This is a genomic window from Reyranella sp. (assembly GCF_004297405.1).
Lineage (GTDB): Bacteria > Pseudomonadota > Alphaproteobacteria > Reyranellales > Reyranellaceae > Reyranella.
In genome coordinates this window covers 363,525-385,898 of sequence record NZ_SCVC01000011.1, presented here as the reverse complement: position 1 = coordinate 385,898, position 22,374 = coordinate 363,525, and the positions used below count along the sequence as shown (strand labels likewise).

16 protein-coding genes are annotated in these 22,374 nt (G+C 62.4%); 8 read left to right on the top strand and 8 right to left on the bottom strand.

From position 1 onward, the window contains the following. Window positions 1-227: 227 nt before the first annotated feature. The 6 genes from EPO50_RS09685 to EPO50_RS09660 all read right to left on the bottom strand — a co-directional run bounded on the left by EPO50_RS09685 (window position 228) and on the right by EPO50_RS09660 (window position 8,297). Window positions 228-1,598: a sugar porter family MFS transporter gene (locus tag EPO50_RS09685; RefSeq protein ID WP_296343345.1), complete on the bottom strand. Its 1,371-nt coding sequence runs from the start codon at window positions 1,596-1,598 to the stop codon at window positions 228-230. Between the two features lie 37 nt (window positions 1,599-1,635). Next, the gene (locus EPO50_RS09680) at window positions 1,636-2,808 is read right to left on the bottom strand and encodes a carbohydrate porin (RefSeq protein WP_296343343.1); all 1,173 of its coding nucleotides are present in this window, start codon (window positions 2,806-2,808) and stop codon (window positions 1,636-1,638) included. Window positions 2,809-3,026: 218 nt separating this feature from the next. After that, on the bottom strand, window positions 3,027-4,511 hold the full coding sequence (locus EPO50_RS09675; protein WP_296343341.1) for an FAD-dependent oxidoreductase: 1,485 nt from the start codon (window positions 4,509-4,511) through the stop codon (window positions 3,027-3,029). Window positions 4,512-4,534: 23 nt separating this feature from the next. Then, entirely contained in the window at window positions 4,535-5,866 is a 1,332-nt protein-coding gene (locus tag EPO50_RS09670; protein WP_296343339.1) for an aminotransferase class I/II-fold pyridoxal phosphate-dependent enzyme, read from the bottom strand. A gap of 46 nt (window positions 5,867-5,912) precedes the next feature. Beyond that, window positions 5,913-6,902 (bottom strand): glucokinase, encoded by a 990-nt coding sequence (gene glk, locus EPO50_RS09665; RefSeq protein ID WP_296343337.1) that lies wholly within the window; start codon window positions 6,900-6,902, stop codon window positions 5,913-5,915. Window positions 6,903-6,938: 36 nt separating this feature from the next. Beyond that, window positions 6,939-8,297 (bottom strand): sugar porter family MFS transporter, encoded by a 1,359-nt coding sequence (locus tag EPO50_RS09660; protein ID WP_296343336.1) that lies wholly within the window; start codon window positions 8,295-8,297, stop codon window positions 6,939-6,941. Window positions 8,298-9,246: 949 nt separating this feature from the next. Here EPO50_RS09660 and EPO50_RS09655 point away from each other — a divergent pair. From EPO50_RS09655 to EPO50_RS09640, 4 genes are all read left to right on the top strand, one after another. Next, window positions 9,247-11,109 carry a family 16 glycosylhydrolase gene (locus EPO50_RS09655; RefSeq protein WP_296343334.1) on the top strand — a complete coding sequence of 621 codons (1,863 nt, stop codon included), beginning with the start codon at window positions 9,247-9,249 and terminating at the stop codon, window positions 11,107-11,109. 151 nt (window positions 11,110-11,260) lie between these two features. After that, the gene (locus EPO50_RS09650) at window positions 11,261-11,791 is read left to right on the top strand and encodes a DUF6790 family protein (protein ID WP_296343332.1); all 531 of its coding nucleotides are present in this window, start codon (window positions 11,261-11,263) and stop codon (window positions 11,789-11,791) included. Window positions 11,792-11,894: 103 nt separating this feature from the next. Further along, window positions 11,895-12,908, top strand: coding sequence for a hypothetical protein (locus tag EPO50_RS09645; RefSeq protein WP_296343330.1), 1,014 nt, complete (start codon window positions 11,895-11,897; stop codon window positions 12,906-12,908). 69 nt (window positions 12,909-12,977) lie between these two features. Continuing rightward, window positions 12,978-16,163 carry an AsmA family protein gene (locus EPO50_RS09640; protein WP_296343328.1) on the top strand — a complete coding sequence of 1,062 codons (3,186 nt, stop codon included), beginning with the start codon at window positions 12,978-12,980 and terminating at the stop codon, window positions 16,161-16,163. Between the two features lie 36 nt (window positions 16,164-16,199). Here EPO50_RS09640 and EPO50_RS09635 read toward each other — a convergent pair whose 3' ends face one another. Next, entirely contained in the window at window positions 16,200-16,718 is a 519-nt protein-coding gene (locus tag EPO50_RS09635) for a DUF4142 domain-containing protein (protein ID WP_296343327.1), read from the bottom strand. A 279-nt stretch (window positions 16,719-16,997) separates the two neighbouring features. Between EPO50_RS09635 and EPO50_RS09630 the strand changes: the two genes are divergently transcribed. Next, window positions 16,998-18,425: a winged helix-turn-helix domain-containing protein gene (locus EPO50_RS09630; RefSeq protein WP_296343325.1), complete on the top strand. Its 1,428-nt coding sequence runs from the start codon at window positions 16,998-17,000 to the stop codon at window positions 18,423-18,425. 55 nt (window positions 18,426-18,480) lie between these two features. Here EPO50_RS09630 and EPO50_RS09625 read toward each other — a convergent pair whose 3' ends face one another. After that, window positions 18,481-19,497: an amidohydrolase family protein gene (locus tag EPO50_RS09625; protein ID WP_296343323.1), complete on the bottom strand. Its 1,017-nt coding sequence runs from the start codon at window positions 19,495-19,497 to the stop codon at window positions 18,481-18,483. Between the two features lie 143 nt (window positions 19,498-19,640). On the opposite strand from EPO50_RS09625, the gene EPO50_RS31530 reads away from it, so the two are divergent. The 3 genes from EPO50_RS31530 to EPO50_RS09610 all read left to right on the top strand — a co-directional run bounded on the left by EPO50_RS31530 (window position 19,641) and on the right by EPO50_RS09610 (window position 22,370). After that, on the top strand, window positions 19,641-19,937 hold the full coding sequence (locus tag EPO50_RS31530) for an isochorismatase family protein (protein ID WP_367268036.1): 297 nt from the start codon (window positions 19,641-19,643) through the stop codon (window positions 19,935-19,937). A 349-nt stretch (window positions 19,938-20,286) separates the two neighbouring features. Beyond that, window positions 20,287-20,712: an SRPBCC domain-containing protein gene (locus EPO50_RS09615; RefSeq protein ID WP_296343322.1), complete on the top strand. Its 426-nt coding sequence runs from the start codon at window positions 20,287-20,289 to the stop codon at window positions 20,710-20,712. Window positions 20,713-20,741: 29 nt separating this feature from the next. Then, window positions 20,742-22,370 carry a UbiD family decarboxylase gene (locus EPO50_RS09610; RefSeq protein WP_296343320.1) on the top strand — a complete coding sequence of 543 codons (1,629 nt, stop codon included), beginning with the start codon at window positions 20,742-20,744 and terminating at the stop codon, window positions 22,368-22,370. The last annotated feature ends 4 nt before the right edge of the window (window positions 22,371-22,374 follow it).

The window sequence follows — 22,374 nt, the reverse complement described above, 5'->3', positions numbered from 1 at the left end:
CCGCGACAGGATACGATTTCGTCGGATGACGCGCCACTCGGTGGCGTGGTCCCGCATGCGATCCACAATTCGACGACCGTTGCATCGCGTCGTTCAACTGGGCGTCGGCGACAGAACGTTGGTTGACCGAAGTCGACTTCACGGTCGCCCAGTGGTGTGCCCCCGACAGGGAAGCGGGCTTTTAGGCTGCCTCCATGTCAGAGCCGATTGCTGCCGCTCCAACTTGCTCAAGAAGCGACTGCTGAACTTTCACGCCGCATCGCTCCCAGCGATTTGCCCGACATGAGATGCCTTTCGATTGCTTCCAGCGAGTGCCCGGTGGTTTCGGGTACACGCGTAAGCGTAAAGGCGATGCCTCCCAGGCAAATGACCGCGAACACCGTGAAGGTGAAGGCCAAGCCAGGGCCAGCCAGCATGAGCGGAAAGGCGAAGACCACGAGGAAATTGAATCCCCAGTTGCTGAGAGACGCCATGCTCATGCCTGGACCGCGTACCCGCAGCGGGAAAATCTCCGACATCAGCAGATGCGGTAGCGGCCCGACCGCGATCGCAAAGGAAGCGATGTAGAGCAGCAGCATCGCGATGATGATCCAGGACGGCATCGTCCCCGGGAAGATCACCCCGGCTGCGATCACCAGCATGGTGAAGGCCGTGCCGAAAAAGCCAATCACCAGCAAAGGCTTACGGCCGATCCGGTCGATAAGGAACATCGCGACGATGGTCGTGAGCACGTTGACCGTTCCGATGCCAATGGTGGCCAGCATCTGGGTGTTGGCACTGTCGAAGCCGGCATGATTGAAAATCTCGGGCGCGTAGTAAATCACGGCGTTGATGCCGCTCAATTGCTGCAGGAAGAACAGACCGACACCGACGATCAGCGCTGGGCGAATTGCTGGCTCGAGCAACGCGCGGTAGCCGGCCCGCTGACCGGCCTCTTCCTTGGCCGTGCGGACCATCTCAATGAGTTCACGATCGACATCCCAGCCCGGACCGCGCAACCGGCTGAGGCCCGCGCGGGCCTTGTCGGGAAAGCCCTTGAGGACCAGCCAGCGCGGCGACTCCGGCAGGAATGCGAGCCCGACCAAGAAAAGCGCGCCGGGGACGACGCCGAGACCGAACATCACGCGCCAGGTACCGTCGCCGGCGATCAGGATGCCTGTCAGGTAGGACATGAGAATGCCGACGGTGATCGCGAGCTGGTAGGTCGATACCAGCGCACCGCGGATGGCAAACGGAGCGCACTCGGCGATGTAAAGCGGCGCGGCAACGGCGGCGACGCCGATCGCAAGACCGAGCACGAAGCGGGCGACGATCAACATCCATACCGCCGAGATGCCCGCGGCCACCAGAGCGCCGACCATGAACAGGGCAGCGGCCGCCATCAGCACGGAGCGCCGCCCGAAGCGGTCGGTTATCCGGCCGGCCACGCTTGCCGCGACCAGCGCGCCGAGCGGCACTGCCGCCGTCATGAAGCCGCCGACCAGCGGCCCCATGGGGAAGTCCTTGTCGAGGGAGGCTCGCGCAACGGCGATCACTCCCTCGTCGTAACCGAACAGGAAGCCGGCGATCGCCGCGACAAAAGCCAGGAAGTAAATCATTGCAAGGACTCGCTATTTGGGGGATCGGCGCATCACGTCAGAAACTGATCACGCTCTTGAGACCGAGGACGAAAATGTTGGCGTTCTGGCTGGTGGCACCCGGCGTGGCGATGTACTGGACGTTCGGCCGGATCAGGAGGCCGGGTACCGGCGCTATGGTGTAGAAGAGCTCCATGACGTACTCCGAGTTCCTGACCGGCACTGGTCCCAGCCCCATGGCGTTCTGCAGGTTCTGCAGATCAGTCAGCCGGTGGTTGACCTGAGTCGTGCCGATGGCGAAGCCGATGGAATCGTGCGGTCGCGAGCTGAACGTACCGGTGTAGAGAAGTCCGGCGGCGACCTGGAAGCTGGTCGCCGACGTCTCGCCATCGGCGACCGCGGCGTTCAGGAACAGCTTGAGGCCGGCATTCGGGTCGCTTGAGCTGTTGCGTGTGACCTGCTGCTGGAAGGTCAGGTAGCCGCCATAGAGGCCGCGCCGCTGCATGGCGGGATCGCCCGTCAAGGCGGCGAGGTTGCCGTTCACGTCGAGAATTAGGTCGTTCAGCGCCGACGTCGAATACCAGGCGCCGATCTTGTAGCTGCCCGGCAGGCGGCCATTGTCGAAGGTTGGCAGCCAGGCCAGCTCGAACGGCAGCAGCACGCCGGTCGAGCCGGAGTACCAGACCGGCCAGAGCTTGTTCTCGAATCCAAGATACTGCTCATTCTGGTCGTAGGCGCCAGCCTGGACATAGCCGAAGCCGTCGATCGCCACCCTGACGCGGGCACCCCATTGGCTGATCGGCCAATTATAGATGTAATTGCCGACGAGGTTGCCGGGCTGCGAGCCGCAGAAGGTGAGATTCTGGAAGTCGCAGGAGAAGACGGCGAAGGAATCGCCCATCGCCGAGCGGCCCCAGCGCAAATTGATCAGATCGTTGAAGAAACGGTGCTCGAGGTAGAACTGCGTCAGCCGCACGGTCTGTCCGCGACCGTAGACCTCCTGGACGAGCTGCAACGTATCTAGTCCGGCGTCCTCCACGAGGTTGCGGCCAGCACGCTCGGTATAGGTTATCTGCAGCAGCGAATTCGGCAGGGTGATCAGCTTCTCGAGATCCAGGGTCGCGCCGACGGAAACCTGGTCGGTATAGGTGGCAAGCGACTTGGCGCCACCGACGGGGTTGTAGCCGACCTCGCTGACGTAAGTGATCTGAAAGTCGACGCCTTTCTCCAAGAGGTGTGTCCGGAACCCGCCCCAGTTACCGAGCAGCCACGGCTGCGACGGCTGCGGAGGTGCGGTCGGTCCTTCAGCATACGCAACGCCGCAAGCAAGCACCCCCGCGACGATCGCGATCAAAGTTGTGCATATGCGCCACACGATTTTTCCCACCCTAGTACGCACCCTCACCAATTCATTGAATCGAACGGCACACCGAGAAAGGCGAGGCGGCGCTATTGCGCCGCCATCGCCGTCTGTCCTGCTTCCATCCCCGCCGCCAACCGCGATGCATTGCGCAGCGCGACGGCCGTGATAGTCAGGTAGGAATTGGCGCTACCCTGATGAGGCCAGATTGCCGCGTCGGCGCAGCTCAGGTTGCCGATCCGCCAGAAACGGCCATCGGGATCGGTTACCGAAGACGCCCGGTCACGCCCCATGCGGAGCCCGCCGAATTCGTGCAATGCCGAACCCGCGGCATTCTCCTCGGTACGAACGACCTTCGCACCGATCCCGGCCGCAACATCCGCAGTGAACCTCGCCATCTCCGCGAGGGTCTTCGAATCGCCCGGGCTGCGCTCGTTGACGATGCAGTAGTCGGTCTTCGCTTTGCCGTCGCCACACAGCACCATGCGTCCTGCCTCTTCCGCTTTGCTGATGCCGAAGCAGTAGAACAGGATGTAGCGCCCGCTGGCGTCGCCATCGAGATAGCAAGTCGCGTGTAGCGGACTGTACCAGGTCTCCTGGAACATACCCTGGAGCTGCGCGTGAAACGGCCGCTTCGCCGTCGGCGGAATGAATATGTAGAGTGACTTCTCCTGCAAGGACTCGGGCAACTCGAACACGGCCTGGCGGAAAAGATGGTCACCCATATAGCGCCCGACCATCGGATCGACATCGGCCAAGCCGGAAGCCATGGCGAGCCGCGTCGACTGCATGCAGCCTCCCGCCAGCACGAAATGGCGTGCGGGAATGGCGAAGGTCTCGCCGGTCCGATCCTGCACGGTGACGGCGCTGACCACATTGCCGTCGTGAACGAGCTGCAGCACTTCCGTTTCGGCGGCAAGCGACAGGCGGGCGCCGTCCTCGATGCGGCCGAAATGCCGGCAGCGCAGCAGTCGGGAGACCGAGGAGTCGAAACCGAGCGACATACGCCCGCCATGGACCGCGCGCGTATCGATGCACAATGGCGCGTGCGTCGCGGGAATGTTCTTGGCAGCGAGACGGCCCAGCAGGCGCTCCTGCGCGGCGTGCGTCATGAAAGGCGGCGCATCGTTGTCGCCTTCGCTCCCCGAGACACCCATCAGGTGCTCGGCTCGAACGTACCACGAGCGCATTTCATCGGCGTCGTACGGCCACTCGGCGAAGTCCTCGTCGCGGAAGCGCGGCGTGCAACCGCCCCAGAAGACCGTTCGCCCACCGACGATGGACCACGCATTGTTGTTGGTCTCGGCCGTCCGCGCCTGCGCCGACGCCAGCCCCTTCTCCGATGTCCATAGCGTACGAAAGCGCACGAGGTCATGGATCTGGGGGACGATGTCCGCCCGGTTAGCAAAGGGACCGGAGCCGACATGCTCCGTCAGGATAAGCGGGCCGGCTTCAAGGATCGCGACCTTCAGGCCGCGCTCTGCCAGTTCGATAGCGGTCGTCACGCCACTCGTGCCACTGCCGATGACCAGGCAGTCGACGGCAGCATTGGCGACGGCGCGTGCGTCGCTCAACAGGATGGGAGCTAGCGGGTGCATTACTCGGCGGCCTTCATGTAGGTGGCAAAGGCGTTTCCGACCTTGCGGAACGCGGCGATGATGTCGTCGATGTCCGCATCCGACAGAACGGACGCGACGGTCAGCAGCGCTGCACGCTCCGACATCGCGTCACAGACCGGCAGGGCACCTTTTGCGTAGCTGTAATCGGCGGCGAAGGCGTTCGCCGGATGTGTCCAGGGGAACCCCTCCTTGGCATTGGAGCGCTTCTTCACCAGGCTCGGGATGTTGAAGTACCAGTGCATGCCCCACTCGCGCATCGTGATGCAGGTGAGGCTTCCTTCGGGTCCACGCACGCCTTCGGCCCTGATGGCATCGACGAAGCGCTGGCATGCCTCGGCCGTCGGATAGACCGTTATCAAGACCGGCCCGGTATCTCCGGCCGGATCGTCGACCTCACGCAGGCCGATGCCCGGGATATCCTTGATGGCCTCGCGAATCTTCCACTTCGCTTCCCGCATCTTGCCCGTGATCGTCCGCACCTTGCGCATCTGGGCGAGCGCCATGGCACCCGAAAGTTCGGACATGCGGCTGCCGATGCCCCAGTACTGATAGCGCTCGTCCGACGGGTCGAGCCGGCCCTCAGCATTGCGCGCATAGCCGAGGTCGTGCAGCGCCACGCAGCGCTTGTAGAGATCCCCGTCCTCGGTGACGAGCAACCCGCCCTCGCCGCTCGTCATGTTCTTGTTGAGCTGGAAGCTATAGATGCCGATGTCGCCGTACGAGCCGGCGGAACGGCCCTTCAGCGAAGCACCGATCGCCTGCGCGCAATCCTCGAGCAGCCTCAGCTTGTGCTTCCGGCAGATCTCGGCGATGCGGTCATTGCGCCCCATCACGCCGCTCATGTTCACGATGAGGACGGCTTTGCTACGCGGACCGATCTTGCGCTCGAGATCCACTGGATCCATGCAGAAGCTGCCGTCGATATCGACCAGGCGCGGAATGGCGCCCGTGCGCACGATGGCGCTCATGCAACTCACCCACATATAGCCCGGCACCAGCACCTCGTCCCCGGGGCCGACGCCGAAGGCCGCCAGCGCGATATGGAGCGCGGCGCTTCCACTGTTGACGCCTAATGCGTGCTTGTGGCCGAAGGTCGAGCACCATTCGGACTCGAGCCGGTCGACCATGCCCTGCGCGTCCAGACCGTAGAAACGGAATGGACTGCGCGCTTCGATCACCTGATTGACGAGGCGCTTCTCTTCATCGTCGATGTAATAGGCGCCGGGCAATTCCCAGGGCAACGGCGTAGAGCGAATCGGCGTACCACCATCAATGGCCAACCGATTCGACAGATGGCGTGCGTCTGTCATTGCAATCTCCCCCGCTCAATCAAAAGAAACACGACAAGTCTCACCCTCACCAGGCTTGGTCAGGTGCACGCGACCGGCTCCGAACCTTCGCCAGATGAGCCAAGCCGATAAACGCCGGCGTCGGATGCACGATGACAGCGGTGGGAATGTGAGAGAGGTACGTCGACATCCGTCCCTTTGCCTCGAACCGTTCGCGAAACGCCGATCGGCGCAGGAACTCGGTGAAGCGAGGTACGATGCCCCCGGCAATGAAGACGCCTCCTCGCGCTCCCAACGTCAGGGCGATGTTGCCCGCAGTGCTGCCCAGGAAAGCGCAGAACAGTTCAAGAGTTTCGCGGCTGACCTCGCAATCGCCAGTCAGCGCATGCGAGACGATTTCACTGTTGTCTCGCTCCGGCACCGTCGTGCCATCGATCCGGGCGATGGCGTGGTACAGCTGCATCAAGCCGGAACCGGACAGGATGCGCTCGACAGAGACATGGTGCAGTTGCTGCCGCAGAGCCAGGATGATGGCGTCCTCGCGCCGGTTTTCACTGGACAAGGTGGCGTGGCCGCCTTCTGTAACCAATACGGCTTCGCCCGCCGCGCCAAATGCCATGGCGGCCAATCCGAAGCCGGTGCCCGGCCCCATCACGGCCATTGTTCCCAACCCTGCCGCACGCGCCGCCCCCACCGTCACAAGGTCGTCGGGTCGCAATGCCGGGAGCGACCAGCCAAGTGCCTCGAAATCGTTCAGCACTTGAACGTCAGCCATATTCAGACCTTTGCAGATGCGGTCCGAATCGACGATCCATGCGGCATTTGTCAAAGCGATACGACCATGTTCGACAGGCCCGGCCGCCGCTATCAGCGCCCGGTTCGGCGCATGCCCGGCCGCAGGTCCTGCGAGGAAGGCGCGCGCCGCTTCGATCGGCGAGGCGTAGTCGGCAACGGCGTACGTTTCGGACATGGCGATGTCCGTATCGACAAGCAGGGCGAAGCGGGCATTGGTCGCTCCGATGTCGGCGATCAACGCGGAAGTCGGTGACATCGTCATGGTTCCATACCCCTTCCCTTCGGCATCGCGTTGCGGTCAGGCACTTCGAGCACTGGCAGGAAGCGGCAGGCCGAGATCGCGTATCGGCCGGCCGTTCGCCAGATTGGCTTCGATCAGTTCCAGCGAACGTCCCCGCGTTTCGGGCACGAGCGCAAGCACGAAGAGTAATGCGGCTATGCTAATGACTCCATAGAACCCGAGGACAAGCGCCAACCCGAACGCTTCGACAAGCACCGGAAACGTAAGGGACACCAGGACATTGACGCCCCAGGCGGTGGCAGAGGCGATGCCCATTCCCGCCCCGCGCAACGCCAGCGGGAAGAGTTCTGACATGAGGACGTAGGGCAGCGGGCCGAGGCTGACGCCGAAGGCCAGCACGAACAGACCCAGACATGACACCGCGACGATGTTTGCCCACGCAGCGCCCTGGCCATTTGCAAGAACGATGGCAAGAACGATGAGACTTGCCGCCATGGGCACCAAGCCGCCGATCAGCAACGGCCGCCGCCCCAGGCGATCGATCAAGGCCATCGCGACGAGCGTCGCGACCACGTTGACCACGCCGATACTGACCGTCGCGAGAATTGGTCCGTAGGTACCGCCGAAGCCGACCTGTGCGAAGATCACCGGTGCATAATAAAGAATGGCATCGATCCCGCTGAGATTGGCGAAGGCAAAAAGACCAGTCGCCAGGATCAAAACCAACAAATTGCGACCCGCAAAGAGATTGCGCCAATCTACCGTCGCGGCATCACCAGCCTGTTCGAGTAATGGGTCTCCCTTCCCTTCGTTCAACCGCCTGTGTGCTTGCTTTGCCTCTTCCCGGCGACCATGCAACAGGTACCATCGTGGGCTTTCTGGCACCGCGAACACGACAAGCATCAACAGCAGCACCGGTATCGCGCCGACGATAAGCATGGGCTGCCATGCTCGCGCGGGGGTCCAGACCGTCCCGGCGAGGTACGACGCAAGAATTCCCAAAGTGATGGTCAGCTGGATGATCGATACCAGTGCGCCTCGCACGCGAGGCGGTACCGTTTCGCTGACATAGAGGGGCGCCACCATGGTCGCCGCCCCAACGCCAAGACCAGTGACCGTGCGCCACAGAAGCCACGGCAAGAAGGACTCGGAAAGCGCAGCCCCAACACCACCGACGGCAAAGAGAACGCCAGTGGCGAGAAGCATCGGCCGCTCGCCGGTGTGACGGACCAGCGCGCCAGCAAGCAAAGCACCGACGAATCCGCCGAACAGGACAGATGATACTGCGACGCCCTGCATGAACGGACTCAGGGCAAAGTCCGCCGTAACAAACTCAAGTGCCGGTGCGATGACGGCCGTGTTGTATCCGATGAGTAGTCCGGACATCGCCGCCACGAGGCCGATAAGTATGATCAATGGAGCACGCTGGGACACCCGAGCTTCCAGCGCACAACCCTGGCTCGTTTACGGAAGCGTCAACAGCCAGCGATCTCGCCTCCAACTGTTGTTATAGGAAAAGCTCAATTTCCGCTCACCTCTGCTTTGGAAAAGACAGAGAATTCCGGGATTTTCCACTCGAGCTTCTGGAGAAATGAGAAAATAGCCGTTGGACGACCTAGCAGACGAACGATCTGGCTGCTCTAGCGTGACATAGGATACCAAAAGAAAGGCCGATGGCTTCGGACTTCTATCTTGTGATGGCAGATCCATCCATGGCCTTTGATTAGGGTAGCGCCGGATCCCGCCTCGCCTCCCGCGATATTCAGATCGCCAGCACTGGCACGTAGTCGTTCCGCGCCATCTTCAGCTCCTTCAAAACTCAAAGTAGCCGGCTTTCCAACTCCCTGCATCAAGCAGCGAGGCACACGTGCGCCTCCTCCTGTCAGTGTCGAGAGCGCCTTTTCCAATCTGGCGGGAAGACGAGCAGTCGGGAAAAGAGTCCTCGACAGCAAGGAGATGACTGTAAGGGAGACCGAAGACTCCTGTCGATCGTTTGTCGACGATTGCGAAGCGTCTCATCTGGTGTCGTAAAAGAAGTGCTTGGAGAAAATAGTCATGACTACGATGTCGAGCTCAAACCCAGCGCCAGAAACGGTGCTGAACGCCATCAACGACTACGTGGCCGACCTCGGCACACCGACGGCCTTTTCATCCTCTAAAGCGCGATGACCTTGGGGTGAGCGGCTTATCGTGCAATCAGGCCGCTCACGTGGATACGGCGATCGACGCGGCTTGCTTGACCAAAGTTTGACCTTTCCTTGACCTGCTCGAACACGCGTTCGTCGACAGGCTCCCAGTACTATCCCGCCGTGGGCTTATGCAGTTTGCGAGCCGTGGGATTGGGAATTTTTGAGGCTGGGAGAAAATGGCAACACCGCTCAAATCGACGACTGTGCTGTTCGAGGATCACTTTTCGACTGACGGCAAGCTGAACGCCGCAAGCTGGGACTACAATCACTGGCAGGCCACCAACAACCCGTCCTGGCTGGGCCTGACGCAGATGCGCCAGGAGTTGCCGGATGCCCAGAATGGCGTGGCGCGGATCAGGCTGGACACCTGGCTCGATGGCAACGGGTTCAAAGGATCGGAGGCCATCACCAAGGAAGCCTGGGATCTTTCCGGTGGCAGCGTCGCCTTCGAAGGCAAGTTCAAGTTCGACTCGACGCAAGGCGGCATGATCGCCGGGTTCTTCACCTTCCAGCAGTTTCCGATGGGAGCCGATCGCGACATTCACGATGAGATCGACTACGAAATCATCACGAGTAATCCTGCCAAGATCTCGACCAATGTCTTCGCCCATGAAACGCTGAAGGAGACCGCCCATCCGCTCTCCATCGCCATCCCGGATGGCACGACGGTCTGGCACACCTATCGAATGGAATGGACGGCGAGCTATGTCCGCTGGTTCGTCGATGGCAAAGAGATCCGGACCGAGACCAATCATGTCCCGACCACGGCGCAGCAGCTCCACCTGAACTTGTGGGGAGTGCCCAAAAACTGGGGTCCTTCCGACGGCGACAAGAACGGCCCGCCAGTGGGCGATCCGACTTTCCTGCCCGCCACAAGCGCGGCGGAGAATAAATCGTACTTCTTCGATGTCGACTACGTGAAGGTGGAGCGCGTCGCCACCCTGATGGGCGATGGTGCCGACAACGTTCTGAACGGCACCGCCGACAACGACGGCATTGAGGGCGGCGCCGGCAACGACACCCTGTTCGGCGATGCCGGCGACGACACCCTTGCAGGTGGTCAGGGCAACGACGTGATCGACGGTGGCACCGGTAACGACAGTCTTATCGGCGGCGAAGGTTTCAACATCCTGACGGGCGGTGTAGGTAGCGACAGGTTCTACATGGGTCCGGGCTCGAACACCGCCCGTGACACTCTTGCCGATCTCGCCGGCGACACCTTCTTTGATTTCGGCACGGACGACGCCATTGCCATTCAGGGAACGCTGGTCGATCGTTCGGATCTGGCCGTCACCAACGGCGCAGAGGCAACAACGCTCCAGGTTGGAGGCTCGAGCTTCGAGCTTGCCGGCGATTACTCCGGTGGCGATTTCATGATCGTGGCCCGTGGCACGGGCGCCGATGCCAGCAGCAGTGTGACGTTCGTGCCGTTTCTGCCCTCGTTGGCGGAAGGCAAGGCCGTCAATCCGACTCTCGTTAACGGCATTGCCAATGAGCCGTTCCTGAGCGGGGACGGCTCTGTCGATTTCTCGGTATCGCTGAAGTCCGCCGCTTCGACCTTCGCCAACACGCTCGGCGCCTACAAGATCGCCGCAGACGGCACCATCCGCGACGTCCAGGTGCTCTTCGACAACACACTGAACGTGGCCGCTGGCGCGCGTGAAGTCGATCTGGGCACGCCGGCGGCCGGCGAACGTATCGCCTTCTTCCTGATCCAGAATGGATTCGCCAAACTCGGGACGCTGCCGGACAATCTTTCCTTCGTGGCACCCGGCACCATGGACCCGGCGGATATCCGGACCGGTGCCGACCCCGTCCTCCACAGCGCTACGCTGGGAGACCTTGCCGGCGCGACCATCTTCCACTCGATGTCCACGCTCAATCCGAACGACGCCATGCAGGTGCTTTCCGGCGTAGCGGCGGGCGGCCAGGAACTGTTCGTTGGCTTCGAGGATTTGCCGACTGCCACCGGCGACAACGACTTCCAGGACGTCGTGATCAGCATCCACGCCAGCAGTGCCGGTCTCCTCTTCGCCTGATCGCCTGCACATCCCTTCTTCAAGCCCCGCCTGGCGACCCCAGTGCGGGGCTTCTGCAGGCCTCACGTCGATCCGGGTATCAGGAATGGGCGGATATCAGGGAATGGAAAGATGACCTCGGTTGGTCATTCACATATCAGAGAAGCGGACCATGGCTGATATCATCCGGACCGGGATCCGCTTTGTTCTGGCGAACTATCCACTGACATTCTTCGTCGTCGGATTGCTCTTCTCGATGGTGGCGATTGCTCGCCAGCCAAAGCCCGTGGGCGCGTCGATGATCGTCGAAAAGCTGTTGGCCTGGCACGTCTTCTGGGCCGTCGGCGTCTTCAATTTCTATAACTTCGTGATGCACGGATTGTTCGGCGAGATGGCCGCCGCCTTCATCGGCTGGGCCGACAGCCCGTTTCAATTCGAAGTCGCCACCGCAAGTCTCGGCTTTTCCGTTGTCGGCTTCTTCGCTGCGTTCCGCAGTTTCGATCTGCGCCTCGCCGCCATCGTCGGACCGAGCTTCTTCATGCTGGGGGCTGCCGTCGTCCATATCTATCACATGGTGATCGAGCACAACTTCGCGCCGGGCAATGCGGGCGTCACTTTCTACATGGATATCGTCATCCCCCTGTCTGGCCTGAGCTTGCTCTGGTTCCAGCGTCGCTATGGCAAACCTGCGCGATTTGCCTGACGGGCGGATTGCAGTCGATGATGGCGGGCCCGCCCCGGGATCGTGCGATGTTCTTCGGGTTATATGCGGCGATGGGTTGCTGAGCGCAGCAGGGGGAGACGGGATGGATCGCACGGTTGGATGGCTTGCCGCGCTGTGGGTCGGCCTGGTGGCCGCGCCTGCGCCCTGCTGGGCATGGGGTGCCACCGGTCATGAATGGATCAGTGGCATTGCGATCGAGAAACTGCCGGAGTCCATTCCCGCCTTCGTGCGGACACAAGCTGCCATCGCCGATATCGCCGTCATGGGCCGTGAGCTCGACCGCTCGAAAGGCGCCGGCCGGACGCACGACGCCGAACGCGATCCGGGACATTGGGTCTCCCTAGCGGATGACGGCTCGGTTGTCGGCGTCCTACCCTTGGCCGATCTGCCGGACACACGCGAACAGTACGACACACTGCTGCGGGCCAAGGGCTTTACCCAATACAAGGCAGGCTACCTACCCTATGCGATCGTCGACGGCTGGCAGCAGCTACGCAAAGACTTCGCCTACTGGCGTGCCACAAAGAAAGGCGCAGAGACGGCGTTGTCGGCCGAGGAGCGCGCCTGGTTCGAAGCCGATCGTCGGCTGCGGGAGAAACTTATCCTTCGGGACATCGGCGTGTGGAGCCACTACGTGGGCGATGCCTCGCAACCCCTGCATGTTTCCGTACACTACGAAGGCTGGGGTGCTTATCCCAATCCCAACGGTTATACGAACAGGGATATCGATGCCCAATTCGAGAGCGAATTCGTGCGGGACAACCTCGTGCGGTCGGCGATAGCCGCGAAAGTCGGTCCTTATCGCTCGTGCGGCTGCTCGATCGAACAACGCACGAAGGCATTGTTGCTCGCCACCCTTGCCCAGGTCGAACCGCTCTACGCCCTTGAAAAGGAGGGCGGCCTCGAACGTGGCGACCGACGCGGCATTGCCTTTGCCGACGAGAGACTTGCGGCCGGCGCTACGGCGGTACGCGACATGATCGTCGACGCCTGGCTCGCCAGCGCCGACGCCCCAGTCGGCTATCCGATGGTGAACGTGCGAGATATCGAGAGCGGGAAAACCCGAGCCACCCGGGAGCTGTTCAAGCCCGACTAGATGCGCTCAACTCTGTGTCCTGCCACCACAGATGCGTCAGCATCCCGGTGCCGGGCAACAGGACGTTCCATGGTACACGACAATCGTAAGAGGCTTCTGATCGGCGCCAGCATCGTCGGCCTGTTGGTCGCCGCCCTGCTGGCTCTGCCTGCGTTCATCGACGCCAATGCCTACAAGCCCGAGATCGTGGCGCAGGTGAAACGCATGACGGGCCGCGACATTACCCTCGAAGGTCCGATCCGCTTCTCGCTGCTGCCGACACCGAGGGTCGAGCTCGATGGCGTGAGATTCTCCAATCTGCCGGGCTCGAAGGCGCCCAACATGATGGAGGCAAGGTCGGTCACCGTGAGACCCTCGCTGCTGCCCCTGCTGGTGGGCGACGTCGAGATCGCCGAGGTAACACTGGTCGAGCCGAAAATCGTTCTGGAGGTCAATACCGCAGGCAAGCCCAATTGGGAGGTCGCCCCCTCCGTCGCTGCATCCATGCCAACGGTGGCGCAGCCAAGCTCACCCAAGCCGTCGCCGCCTGGCCGGCTCACCGTCGAGAACGGCACGCTGACCTTCAGCGATTCGAAGGCCGGCCTGTCCGTGATGGCCGAAAAGGCCAATTTCAACGTCTCTGCCGGCTCGATCGACGGGCCCTACGCGCTGGCCGGGAGCGCCGTCGTCAACGACGCGCCCCTCAAGATCGATCTGGCGGTGAGTGCCAAGAGTGCGGCCGGTTACGCCGTCGACGTTGCACTGGAAGCGGGCGGCGGCAAGGCGTCGTTCAAGGGTTCCTTGGATGAGCTGAGCCCCGCGGCGCGGCTATCGGGCAGAGCATCGGCCTCGGCGGACAACCTGGTGGCTTTTGCCGAGACGCTGATCAGGATCGCCGGTCAACCACAGCCTCACCTGCCGCCTTTGCTGGCCGGCAAGTTCAAGTTCGACGGTCCCGTCGATCTCTCCCCGACATCGGTCGCGGCCAAGGACTTCAAGCTCGTCCTGGGAGAAGACAGCGGTTTGGGCTCGTTTGCGCTCACCTTGACGACCACCGTCGTCGTCGAGGCCAGGTTCACGGCCTCCCGACTCGATCTCGACCGGTGGCTGGCAGCGATCGCACTTCCGGACCAGTTGGCGGTGCCGCCACCACCTACTGCGCCTGCAGCCTCGCCTGCCCCGCGCGCGCAACCAGCTGGTCCTGGCTGGCTGGCCGCTTTCAGTGCCAAGCTCGCCCTCGACGTCGATGAGGTGATCTACAACAAGAAACCCGTCCGCAACCTGGCCCTGGAGCTCGAAGCACGGGGCGGCGCCGTTGCCGTGCCGAAGTTTGCCGCCACCCTGCCAGGCGACCTCACAGTGCAGGTACAGTCGATCCTCTCGGGCGATCCGGTGCGGCCCATCGCGTCCGGAGACTTTAGCCTGAGCGGACCGAAGCTGCGCGAGACCCTGGCGTGGCTCGCGGTCGATGTCTCGTCGGTGCCAGAAAACAAGCTCACACGGCTCAGCGTCACCGGTCGCATGGGCTCACGTGGCGGCAACGTCCAGGTGAGCGATGCCGTCTTCATGCTCGACGACCTCAAGGCTGCGGGTGGCATCGTGGTGAATTTCACCGTGCCGCTGTCGGTAGTAACGCATATCGATCTCGACGCGCTCGATCTCGACTCCTACCTGCCGCCGGCCGACCAGAATGCGGCACCCTCGGCCTCGCCCGTCGCGTCGGTGACGCCGATCCTGGCCCTCCTGGGCCCGTCGATCGGGTTCAAGCTCAAGGTGGCCAGGATCAATTACCGCAGCGACACGGTGGCGGGTATCGATATCGATCTCGAGCGCCGCGCCGGCACGATGGTGCTCAACGAGTTCAAGGTGGCGAACTTGGCAGGCGCGCGGATCGCCCTGCGTGGCGCGATCGCCAGCTATTGGACGCCTCGGCCGCAAGCCGACTTCGCCTTCGACATCCAGGCACCCGACATGGATCGCGTGCTGAAGCTCGCGGGCACCGTGCCGGCCGGCATGGGCGCACTCAGCATGCGCGGCGGCATCGCTGGCAGCTGGGAACGCCTCACCCTGCGCGATTGCACGCTGAACGCCATGGGATGGAGCGTACTGGCAAACGGCGCGCTCGCCTTGCCGGGGGCGGCGCAGGGCACGATCAAATCGGCATCCTACAAAGGCAGCATCGTCGTCAATGACCAGCCGATCGAAGCCTCGATCGATGCCGACCTCTCGGGCAGCAAGCCGGTCATTGCCGCCGATCTCAGAACAAACGCGCTCGATTTCGGCAAGCTCGGTGGGAACAGGCCCGCGCAGCGGCCGCCGCGCGGCATGTCCACCTTTGAATCGCAGCCAATCGGAACGCCATTGCGCAGCATCGACGGCACACTGAAGGTCTCGGTGGCAAGCCTCGGTGGCACGCCGATGCCAGTTGGCAATACCGAGATCGCCGCAACTTTGAAGGACGGCGTGCTCAGCGTCTCCCATTTGAAGAGTGGCCTTTATGGCGGGATCATAAACCTTGCAGGCGTGATCGACGGCAGCCGGCCTTCGCTATCCTTCGACTTCAAGGGCGAGGCAAACGGCCTCAATATCGGCGACATGCTGCGTCGCAGTTCGGGCAGCAACGAAATCGGCAGCCTCATCAGAATCGCCATCGACGGCAGCCTGACCGCAACTGGACTGGAACTGCGTGGCGCCGGGACAACCGTTGCCGAGATCAGGGCCTCGATGGCCGGACACGCCCGCTTGAGTGGTCACGTCCAGACGCGCGCCGACAAGTTCCTCCAACTCCTGGGCTCGGCCGCGACAGGAATGGCAGGCGGCGTCATCGACGCGACGCTGGGCAACATCATGAGTGTTCTTGGCGACAAGGGCGGCGTCGGCGTCGGCAACCTCCTGAATGCGATCTCGCTGGTGCTGAACCGCTTCGTCAACCATGACAATCCGCTCTCGGGCGACATCGAGATCGCGAATGGCGTCCTGAACGACAAGAACTTGGTCCTGCAAGGGAACCGCGCCACGGCCCGCGTCGTCACGCACACCAATCTGGCCAATGCCACGACCGACACCACGATCAACTTCATGCTCGCCGAGGAGCCCGCGACGCCTTACCTGATCGTCACGGCCCGGGGCCCTCTCGGCTCGCCCTCATTCCATGCGACGCGCGGTTCCGCCAACGATCCGCCGGGGGTGACCGGCATTCTCCAGAAGTTGCCGCATGTGCCGATGCCCAGCATCTCGGTTCCCACTCCACGCATCCCGAATATCTTCGGCCGCTGAGGCGTCTCGCGGGAGCGGCCTTCGCTGGATTGGTGATCAGCGACCACCGGCGATGCGCCGGGCATACTCGAGCTGCATTTGAGCCTTGGGGAGAATGAGCTGTGCGTAGCGCCGCAGCGGGCCACTCTTGCCACTCTGCGAGTAGGCGCCGTACTGGGCTTCCGCATCCGTCATGACGCTGAGCTGCGCGTTGGCGAAAGCGGTGTCGAACACCGCCCCCTGCAGGGCGTTGAGCTGCGCCATGAGACTGGCCGTCTTCTGCCCCATGCTGCCATCCGGGGCATACGACACGCCCGCTTCCGAGCGTGACCTGCTGAGTGACTGGGCGTCGTTGTTGGCTTCGGCGATCGCCCTCGAGGCATAGCCGCGAATGTTCTCGTTCGCCGACCGTGCCAACGCCAGGTTCCCCGAAGCGAGTTCGAAATCGTTGACGGCTTGCGCAAAGCCAACAAAGCGCGCGTCTGGCAGAGCGTCTTGGGCCCACGTCCGAGCGGCGAACGTCGTCGGTGCGGCGGCCAGAGCGAACAGAAAGAATCTGCGCGCGAGCGCTTTCATGATGATGTCTCCCTCTTGAGTACAATGCGACTGCCTTGAGCAAAGACCGGCGACGCCATGGGCGCCGCCGCCACGAGAAGGCTGTCGACAAATTTCACGAGTCGCTAAGGAACGAGCGTTCCATCGTTCAATATCGCTGCGCTCTTTTGTTCGTCGAAGGCGCCGAGTACAAACTTGACCGCTGATTGCCATTGTTGCGAAGTTGTCCCGTACCAACTACGGCCGCGCGCCGGAGGGCGCGTGTCGAGACAGGTCAAGATCAGATCAAGTTTCGATTTAGTGAGTATCCCGACGATGTCGGTCTATGAGTTCGGCCCGTTTGTCCTCGACACTGTCGAGAGACGTCTGACGCGAGACGGTGAGCGCGTACCGATCGGCGGCAAGGCATTGCAGATCCTGCAGCTACTCGCCGAGGCTGGCGGCCGGCTGGTCGAGCGCGGGACGTTTCACGAGCGGTTGTGGCCTGGCGCTGCCGTCGAGGATCGCACTCTTACCGTTCACGTCTCGACCTTGCGTCGCCTGCTCGGCGACGCTCCCTCGTCCGACGGCATTATCGAGACCGTTGCCGGCGCCGGCTATCGCCTGTTGCCTCCAGTCCGTTCCCTGCACGACAATGTCGAGCCTGCCGAGGTCGCTCCGCGCAACACGATCACCATAAGCGTGGCGAAATGGACTGGCTCGCTTCTGCCGATGCCGGATCAACTGCCCCTGCCCGGCCACAGGCCGCGCATCGCAGAGGCCTACTTCCTGCAAGTTCAGGCCAGAGCGCTGCTCAAGATCGCCGAGCGCAAACCGACACTGAAGGCGCTCGACCTGTTCGAGCAGGCGCTGGCACTCGATCCCGACTATGCCACGGCCCATGCCGGGCTCGCGTCCACTTACCTGCAGATGGCTTCGAGCTCGATCCTGCGGCCGCTACCGCTCGCGGAGGCAACGCGCCTGGCGTACCAATCGGCTCAACGGGCGATCGCGCTCGACGAAACGCTCGCCGAGGCGTGGACGACGCTGGGCAAGCTCAAGATGAACTACGAATGGGATTGGCAGGGCGCGGAGGCAGATCTCGATCACGCGATGGCGCTTGCTCCTGACGATGTCGATACGCTCATGGCCTGCGGACGTTTCCTGTCGGCAACCGGCCAGCACGCCTCTGCGATCAACGTATTGAACCGGGCCCGGACGCTGGAGCCGGCCCGACGCGAGACCCTGGAATTCGTCGGCCAGGCCTGCTGGTATGCTGGCCGGATCGAACCTGCGCTGGCGGCATTTGCTGGGGCAATCGCCCTGCCACCGCCGGAGAAGCGGGCATACTTCCGGCGGATGCTGCTCCTCGATCAGGTCGGCCGTCACGATGAGGCGATGGCGGACCGCTGCATGTGGTTGCAGATCTGCGGCGAACTCGCGACCGGGAGCAAATTGCGCGAACTCGAACACAGGAGCGGATGGAAGGCGGCCATGATGGAGTGGCTTCCCATCGTGGAGCGTGTGAACCTGTGGCCGGAAGCTGCACAGCAGTGGATGGCCGCCGGCGAGCCCGACAGTGCATTGGACGCACTGGAGCGCGGCCTCGCCGAGCGTTCCACCAACATGTCCTTCCTGATGGAGGCTCCGTCCTTCCGCCCGCTACATGGCGCGCCACGCTTCCGAAAGATCGCACGCCAAATCGGCCTGGACCGACTGCAGCTGCGAGAACCGCGCGCTGCCGAATAGGCTTTCCTGGAACGACTGCCACACTGCTCATTCACGGCCTGCGACCCGCATTGAGCTACATTTTCAGTTTGAACACGCGCAGGGCGTTCGTCTCATAAATCTGCTTGCGTTCGTCCTCGGTCACGGTCGCGCTGTCCATGAAGCGCACGGCTTCGGCGTCGTCTTCATAAGGAAAATCGGCCGCGAACAGGATGCGCTCGGCCCCGAGCACGTCCAGGCTGAGCCGCAGCGCCGGCATCGACGTCACGCCGGAGGTCGTGATGACGAAATTGTCGAGGAAATACTGGCTCGGCAGCTTGGGCAGCTTGTCTGTCGCACCGATCTTCACTTCGAGCAGATAGCGGTTGTCGATGCGCTGCAGCCAGAACGGTATGCCTTCGCCCATGTGGCCGAGCACGATCTTCAGCTTGGGAAAGCGATCGAACGTGCCCGACATGATCAGGCGCATGGCATGCAGCCCGGTCTCGGCGGCAAAGCCCCAGCCGGCGAAATAGAGGGCGTAATCGAGATACGGTGCCACCATCGACGGCGCGGGTTCGCGCGGATGGAGGTAGATCGGCATGTCGAGGGCCTCGGCCGCCTCGAAGATGGGCTGGTACTTGGGCGCGTCGAGATATTCGCCCATCGTATGGGAGTTGATGATCAGGCCACAGAGGCCGAGCTTGCGGGCGGCGCGCTCGATCTCACGCGCCGCTGCCGCCGGATCCTGCGGTGCGATCGCCGCCAGGCCGGCGAAGCGAGTCGGATGGGCTTTCACCGCAGCCGCGAGCGCGTCGTTCGATTCCGCCGCCAGCCGTGTCGCCAGAGCACTCTCGAACACCTGCACGCCCGGCGATGTGATCGAGAGGATATGCATGTCGATGCCGAGCGAATCCATGTGAGCGATGCGGCCGGCACCGATATCGAGCAGGCGATCGTCCAACGGTTTATTGGCGGGCGTCTGCGCCAGGATGGTTTCGCCCATCTTGGCAAAGCCCGGTTCGACATCGCGGCTTGCGAGCACGACCTGCCATTGCGCCATGATCTCGGGTGTCACGAAGGCTTCTTCCACCGCGATGCGCCGTATGGCCATGACCCTGCTCCCCCCGATTGATCCACTGCGAATCGCAGGTAGCGCAGGCCGACGCTGATGTCGATGAAAAGAGGGGTGCGTGACCGGGAGATGTTGCCCTCCTCCAACCATCGTCACTTTTGCGCGGCCATCCGGAGAGTCGTGTGCACAAAGCGAAGCTTGACGACGATATCGTAGTCATTGCGCTCGGAAGGCGGGGGCATCTTCGGCTTTTCGAGAGTATTGATCCGAAGCGGACGGCTCATCTCGTGACAGATAATGCAGGCTGGCCAACGTCTTCGTTCAGAACTCGATCAGCGAGGAGGGCAAGAAAAGCTGGTCCAACTGGTTCGTCGGGCCTTCACCAGCGTCTGCAAACGCGCGGCATCGACACCGTCATCATCACCGGTTGCGCGACCAGCATCTGCTGCGAGTCGACCGCCCGCGACGCCATGTGCTGACATTCGCAGATGTGGTTTCAACGGCGGACGTCACTTCCCTACTGAATGCTTGAACGGGATTGTGCGGTCCGGAATCGACGGCTTTGACAAAACTGGCCTGATAATCCCGCTGCTGCCGTCTAGAGGCAGGTGCTCCGCGGGTGTCCGCGCCTCCTTGCGAAGCATAACCCTTGTCCGCAGCGGGCTTCTTCACGCCTCTGTAATCAAGATCTCTACCCGTCCCGCAAGATTCGCCCGTCGAACGATTGAACCCGACAATTCGCACAGCTATCGTTTAACTACAGAACGCATGCAGCCTGGTTTACGTGCCCGCTGCTCAGCGAGTGTTATTCGGTGGGAGGTTACGTCCGTGTCAGGCCATTCTCTGCGTCATGCCGTCAACATCGCCGGCGATTCTGCCAAGGTACATACCGCACTCACGACCCTCGAAGGGTTGAAGGGCTGGACGATGGCCGAGGTCTCCGGTAGCGGCGGTGTCGGCTCGAAGTGGACACTGAAATATCCGGGCGGCCCGACCTTCGTCTGGGAGATCACGGCACAGGATGATCATAAGGTGGCTTGGAAGTGCACCTCGGGGCCGGGTGACTCGGCCGGCACGACGGTCGCCTTCGATCTCGCCAAGACGCCGCACGGCCGCGTGCAGATCGCTTTCTCCCATGCCGGCTGGCCACACCAACAGGGCAACTTCGACAAGTGCAACGCCCTGTGGGGTATGATGCTGCATCACCTCCGGTCCTACGTCGAGAAAGGGATGGTCGCGCCCGCCTACTCCTGACGCGTTTTTTTCAGAACGGGGTGCAGACTATGCAGCAGTCACTTGTCGAATTCGTCACCGCCATGGACAAGGCGGGTTTCCTCGTGCGCATCAAGGACGAGGTCCGCGTCGACCAGATCCCAAAGCTCATGGAGACCAATCCCACCAAGGCCATCCTGGTGGAGAAGATCAAGGACACCGAATTCTCGGTCCTGGCCAACGCCTATTCGAATCAGGAGATGTTCGCCTGGGCCATGGGTTGTGACAAGACGCGGACCGGGCTGGAGATGGTCGCGCGCTCCAAGGGACGGGTGAAATGGGAGACGGTGACGACGGCTCCCTGCAAGGAAGTGATCCTGAAGGGCGACGATGTTGACCTGACGCGCTTGCCACTGTTCCTGCATCACGACCGTGACGGGCACGCCTACACCAACGACAATCTCTTCATCAGCAAGCATCCCGACACTGGCGTCTACGACTGGGGCATCTACCGCTCGATGTTCCGTACGAAGAACGAGAAGTCGGTCGACATGACCTGCACGTCACATCGCCAGCGCATCCACGCCATGGCGGCGGCGGCGAAGGGCCAGAACCTGGAGGTTGCGATCGTGCTGGGTGGTCCGACGATCGACAAAATCTCGGCCCTGGTCGGCGTCACCACGGACACGGACGACTTCGAAGTGCTCGGCGCCTTCTACGGTGCGCCGGCCAAGATGATCAAATGCGAGACCATCGACGTGATGGTCCCGGCGAACGCCGAGATCGTACTCGAGTGCGAGCTGATGGCGCTCGAAGGCCTCGTCTACGACGAAGGGCCGTACGGCGAATTCACCGGCATGTATGGCGGCGGCATCAAGCACAACTATCGCCTCAAGGTGAAGGCGATGACCTACCGCAAGGGCGGCATCTTCCAGCATTGCACGATCGGCGGCCTGCATCCCTGGTACACCGACAACATGCTGCAGCTGCCGGCAATCGAGGCCGACCTGTTCAACGGATTGAAACAGGGCGGCATCGACGTGCGCGAGGTGCGCTGCCCGCTGGGCGGCCTGTCCAACATCGCCTACGCCAAGATCAACCCGCTGGGTGCAGGCGATTCCAAGCAGGCGCTGGGCATCATGCTGACCTGCTCCAAGCAGGGACTGCCCAAGGTCGCCATGGTGTTCGACACCGACGTCGACATCTGGGACGACCAGGCGGTGCTGGCCGCCATGGCCTACCGCTACATGCCGGACAAGGACACCGTGCGGCTCGACGGGCTCAACACCATGACCGTCGATCCGAAGAGCACCACCTTGGGCATCGCCTCGAAGATCGGCATGGATTGCACCGTGCCGCTGGGACCGGAATGGAACCCCAACGAATTCGTGCGCAGCACCGTCACCGACCTCGGCGATCCGCCGGCCAACCTGAAGATCATGACGGAAGAGGCGCTGACCAAGGACATGGAGGCGTTCATCCGGGCCGAACCGCGTGCCTGGCATGACATCCTGAAGCAGTATCACGGTCAGCCCTATCCGGTGCTCTATCGGGCCTTCGGCAATCTGCGCCACAAGCTTGGTCGCACCAATGACCCGCCCTGGTATCGCTACACGCTTTCCGACACGCCGTTTTCGTGGGAGGCGAAGCCGCAGCCCGTGAACCATTCGGATCCGCGCCACATCAAAACCAGCGGCTGAGCAT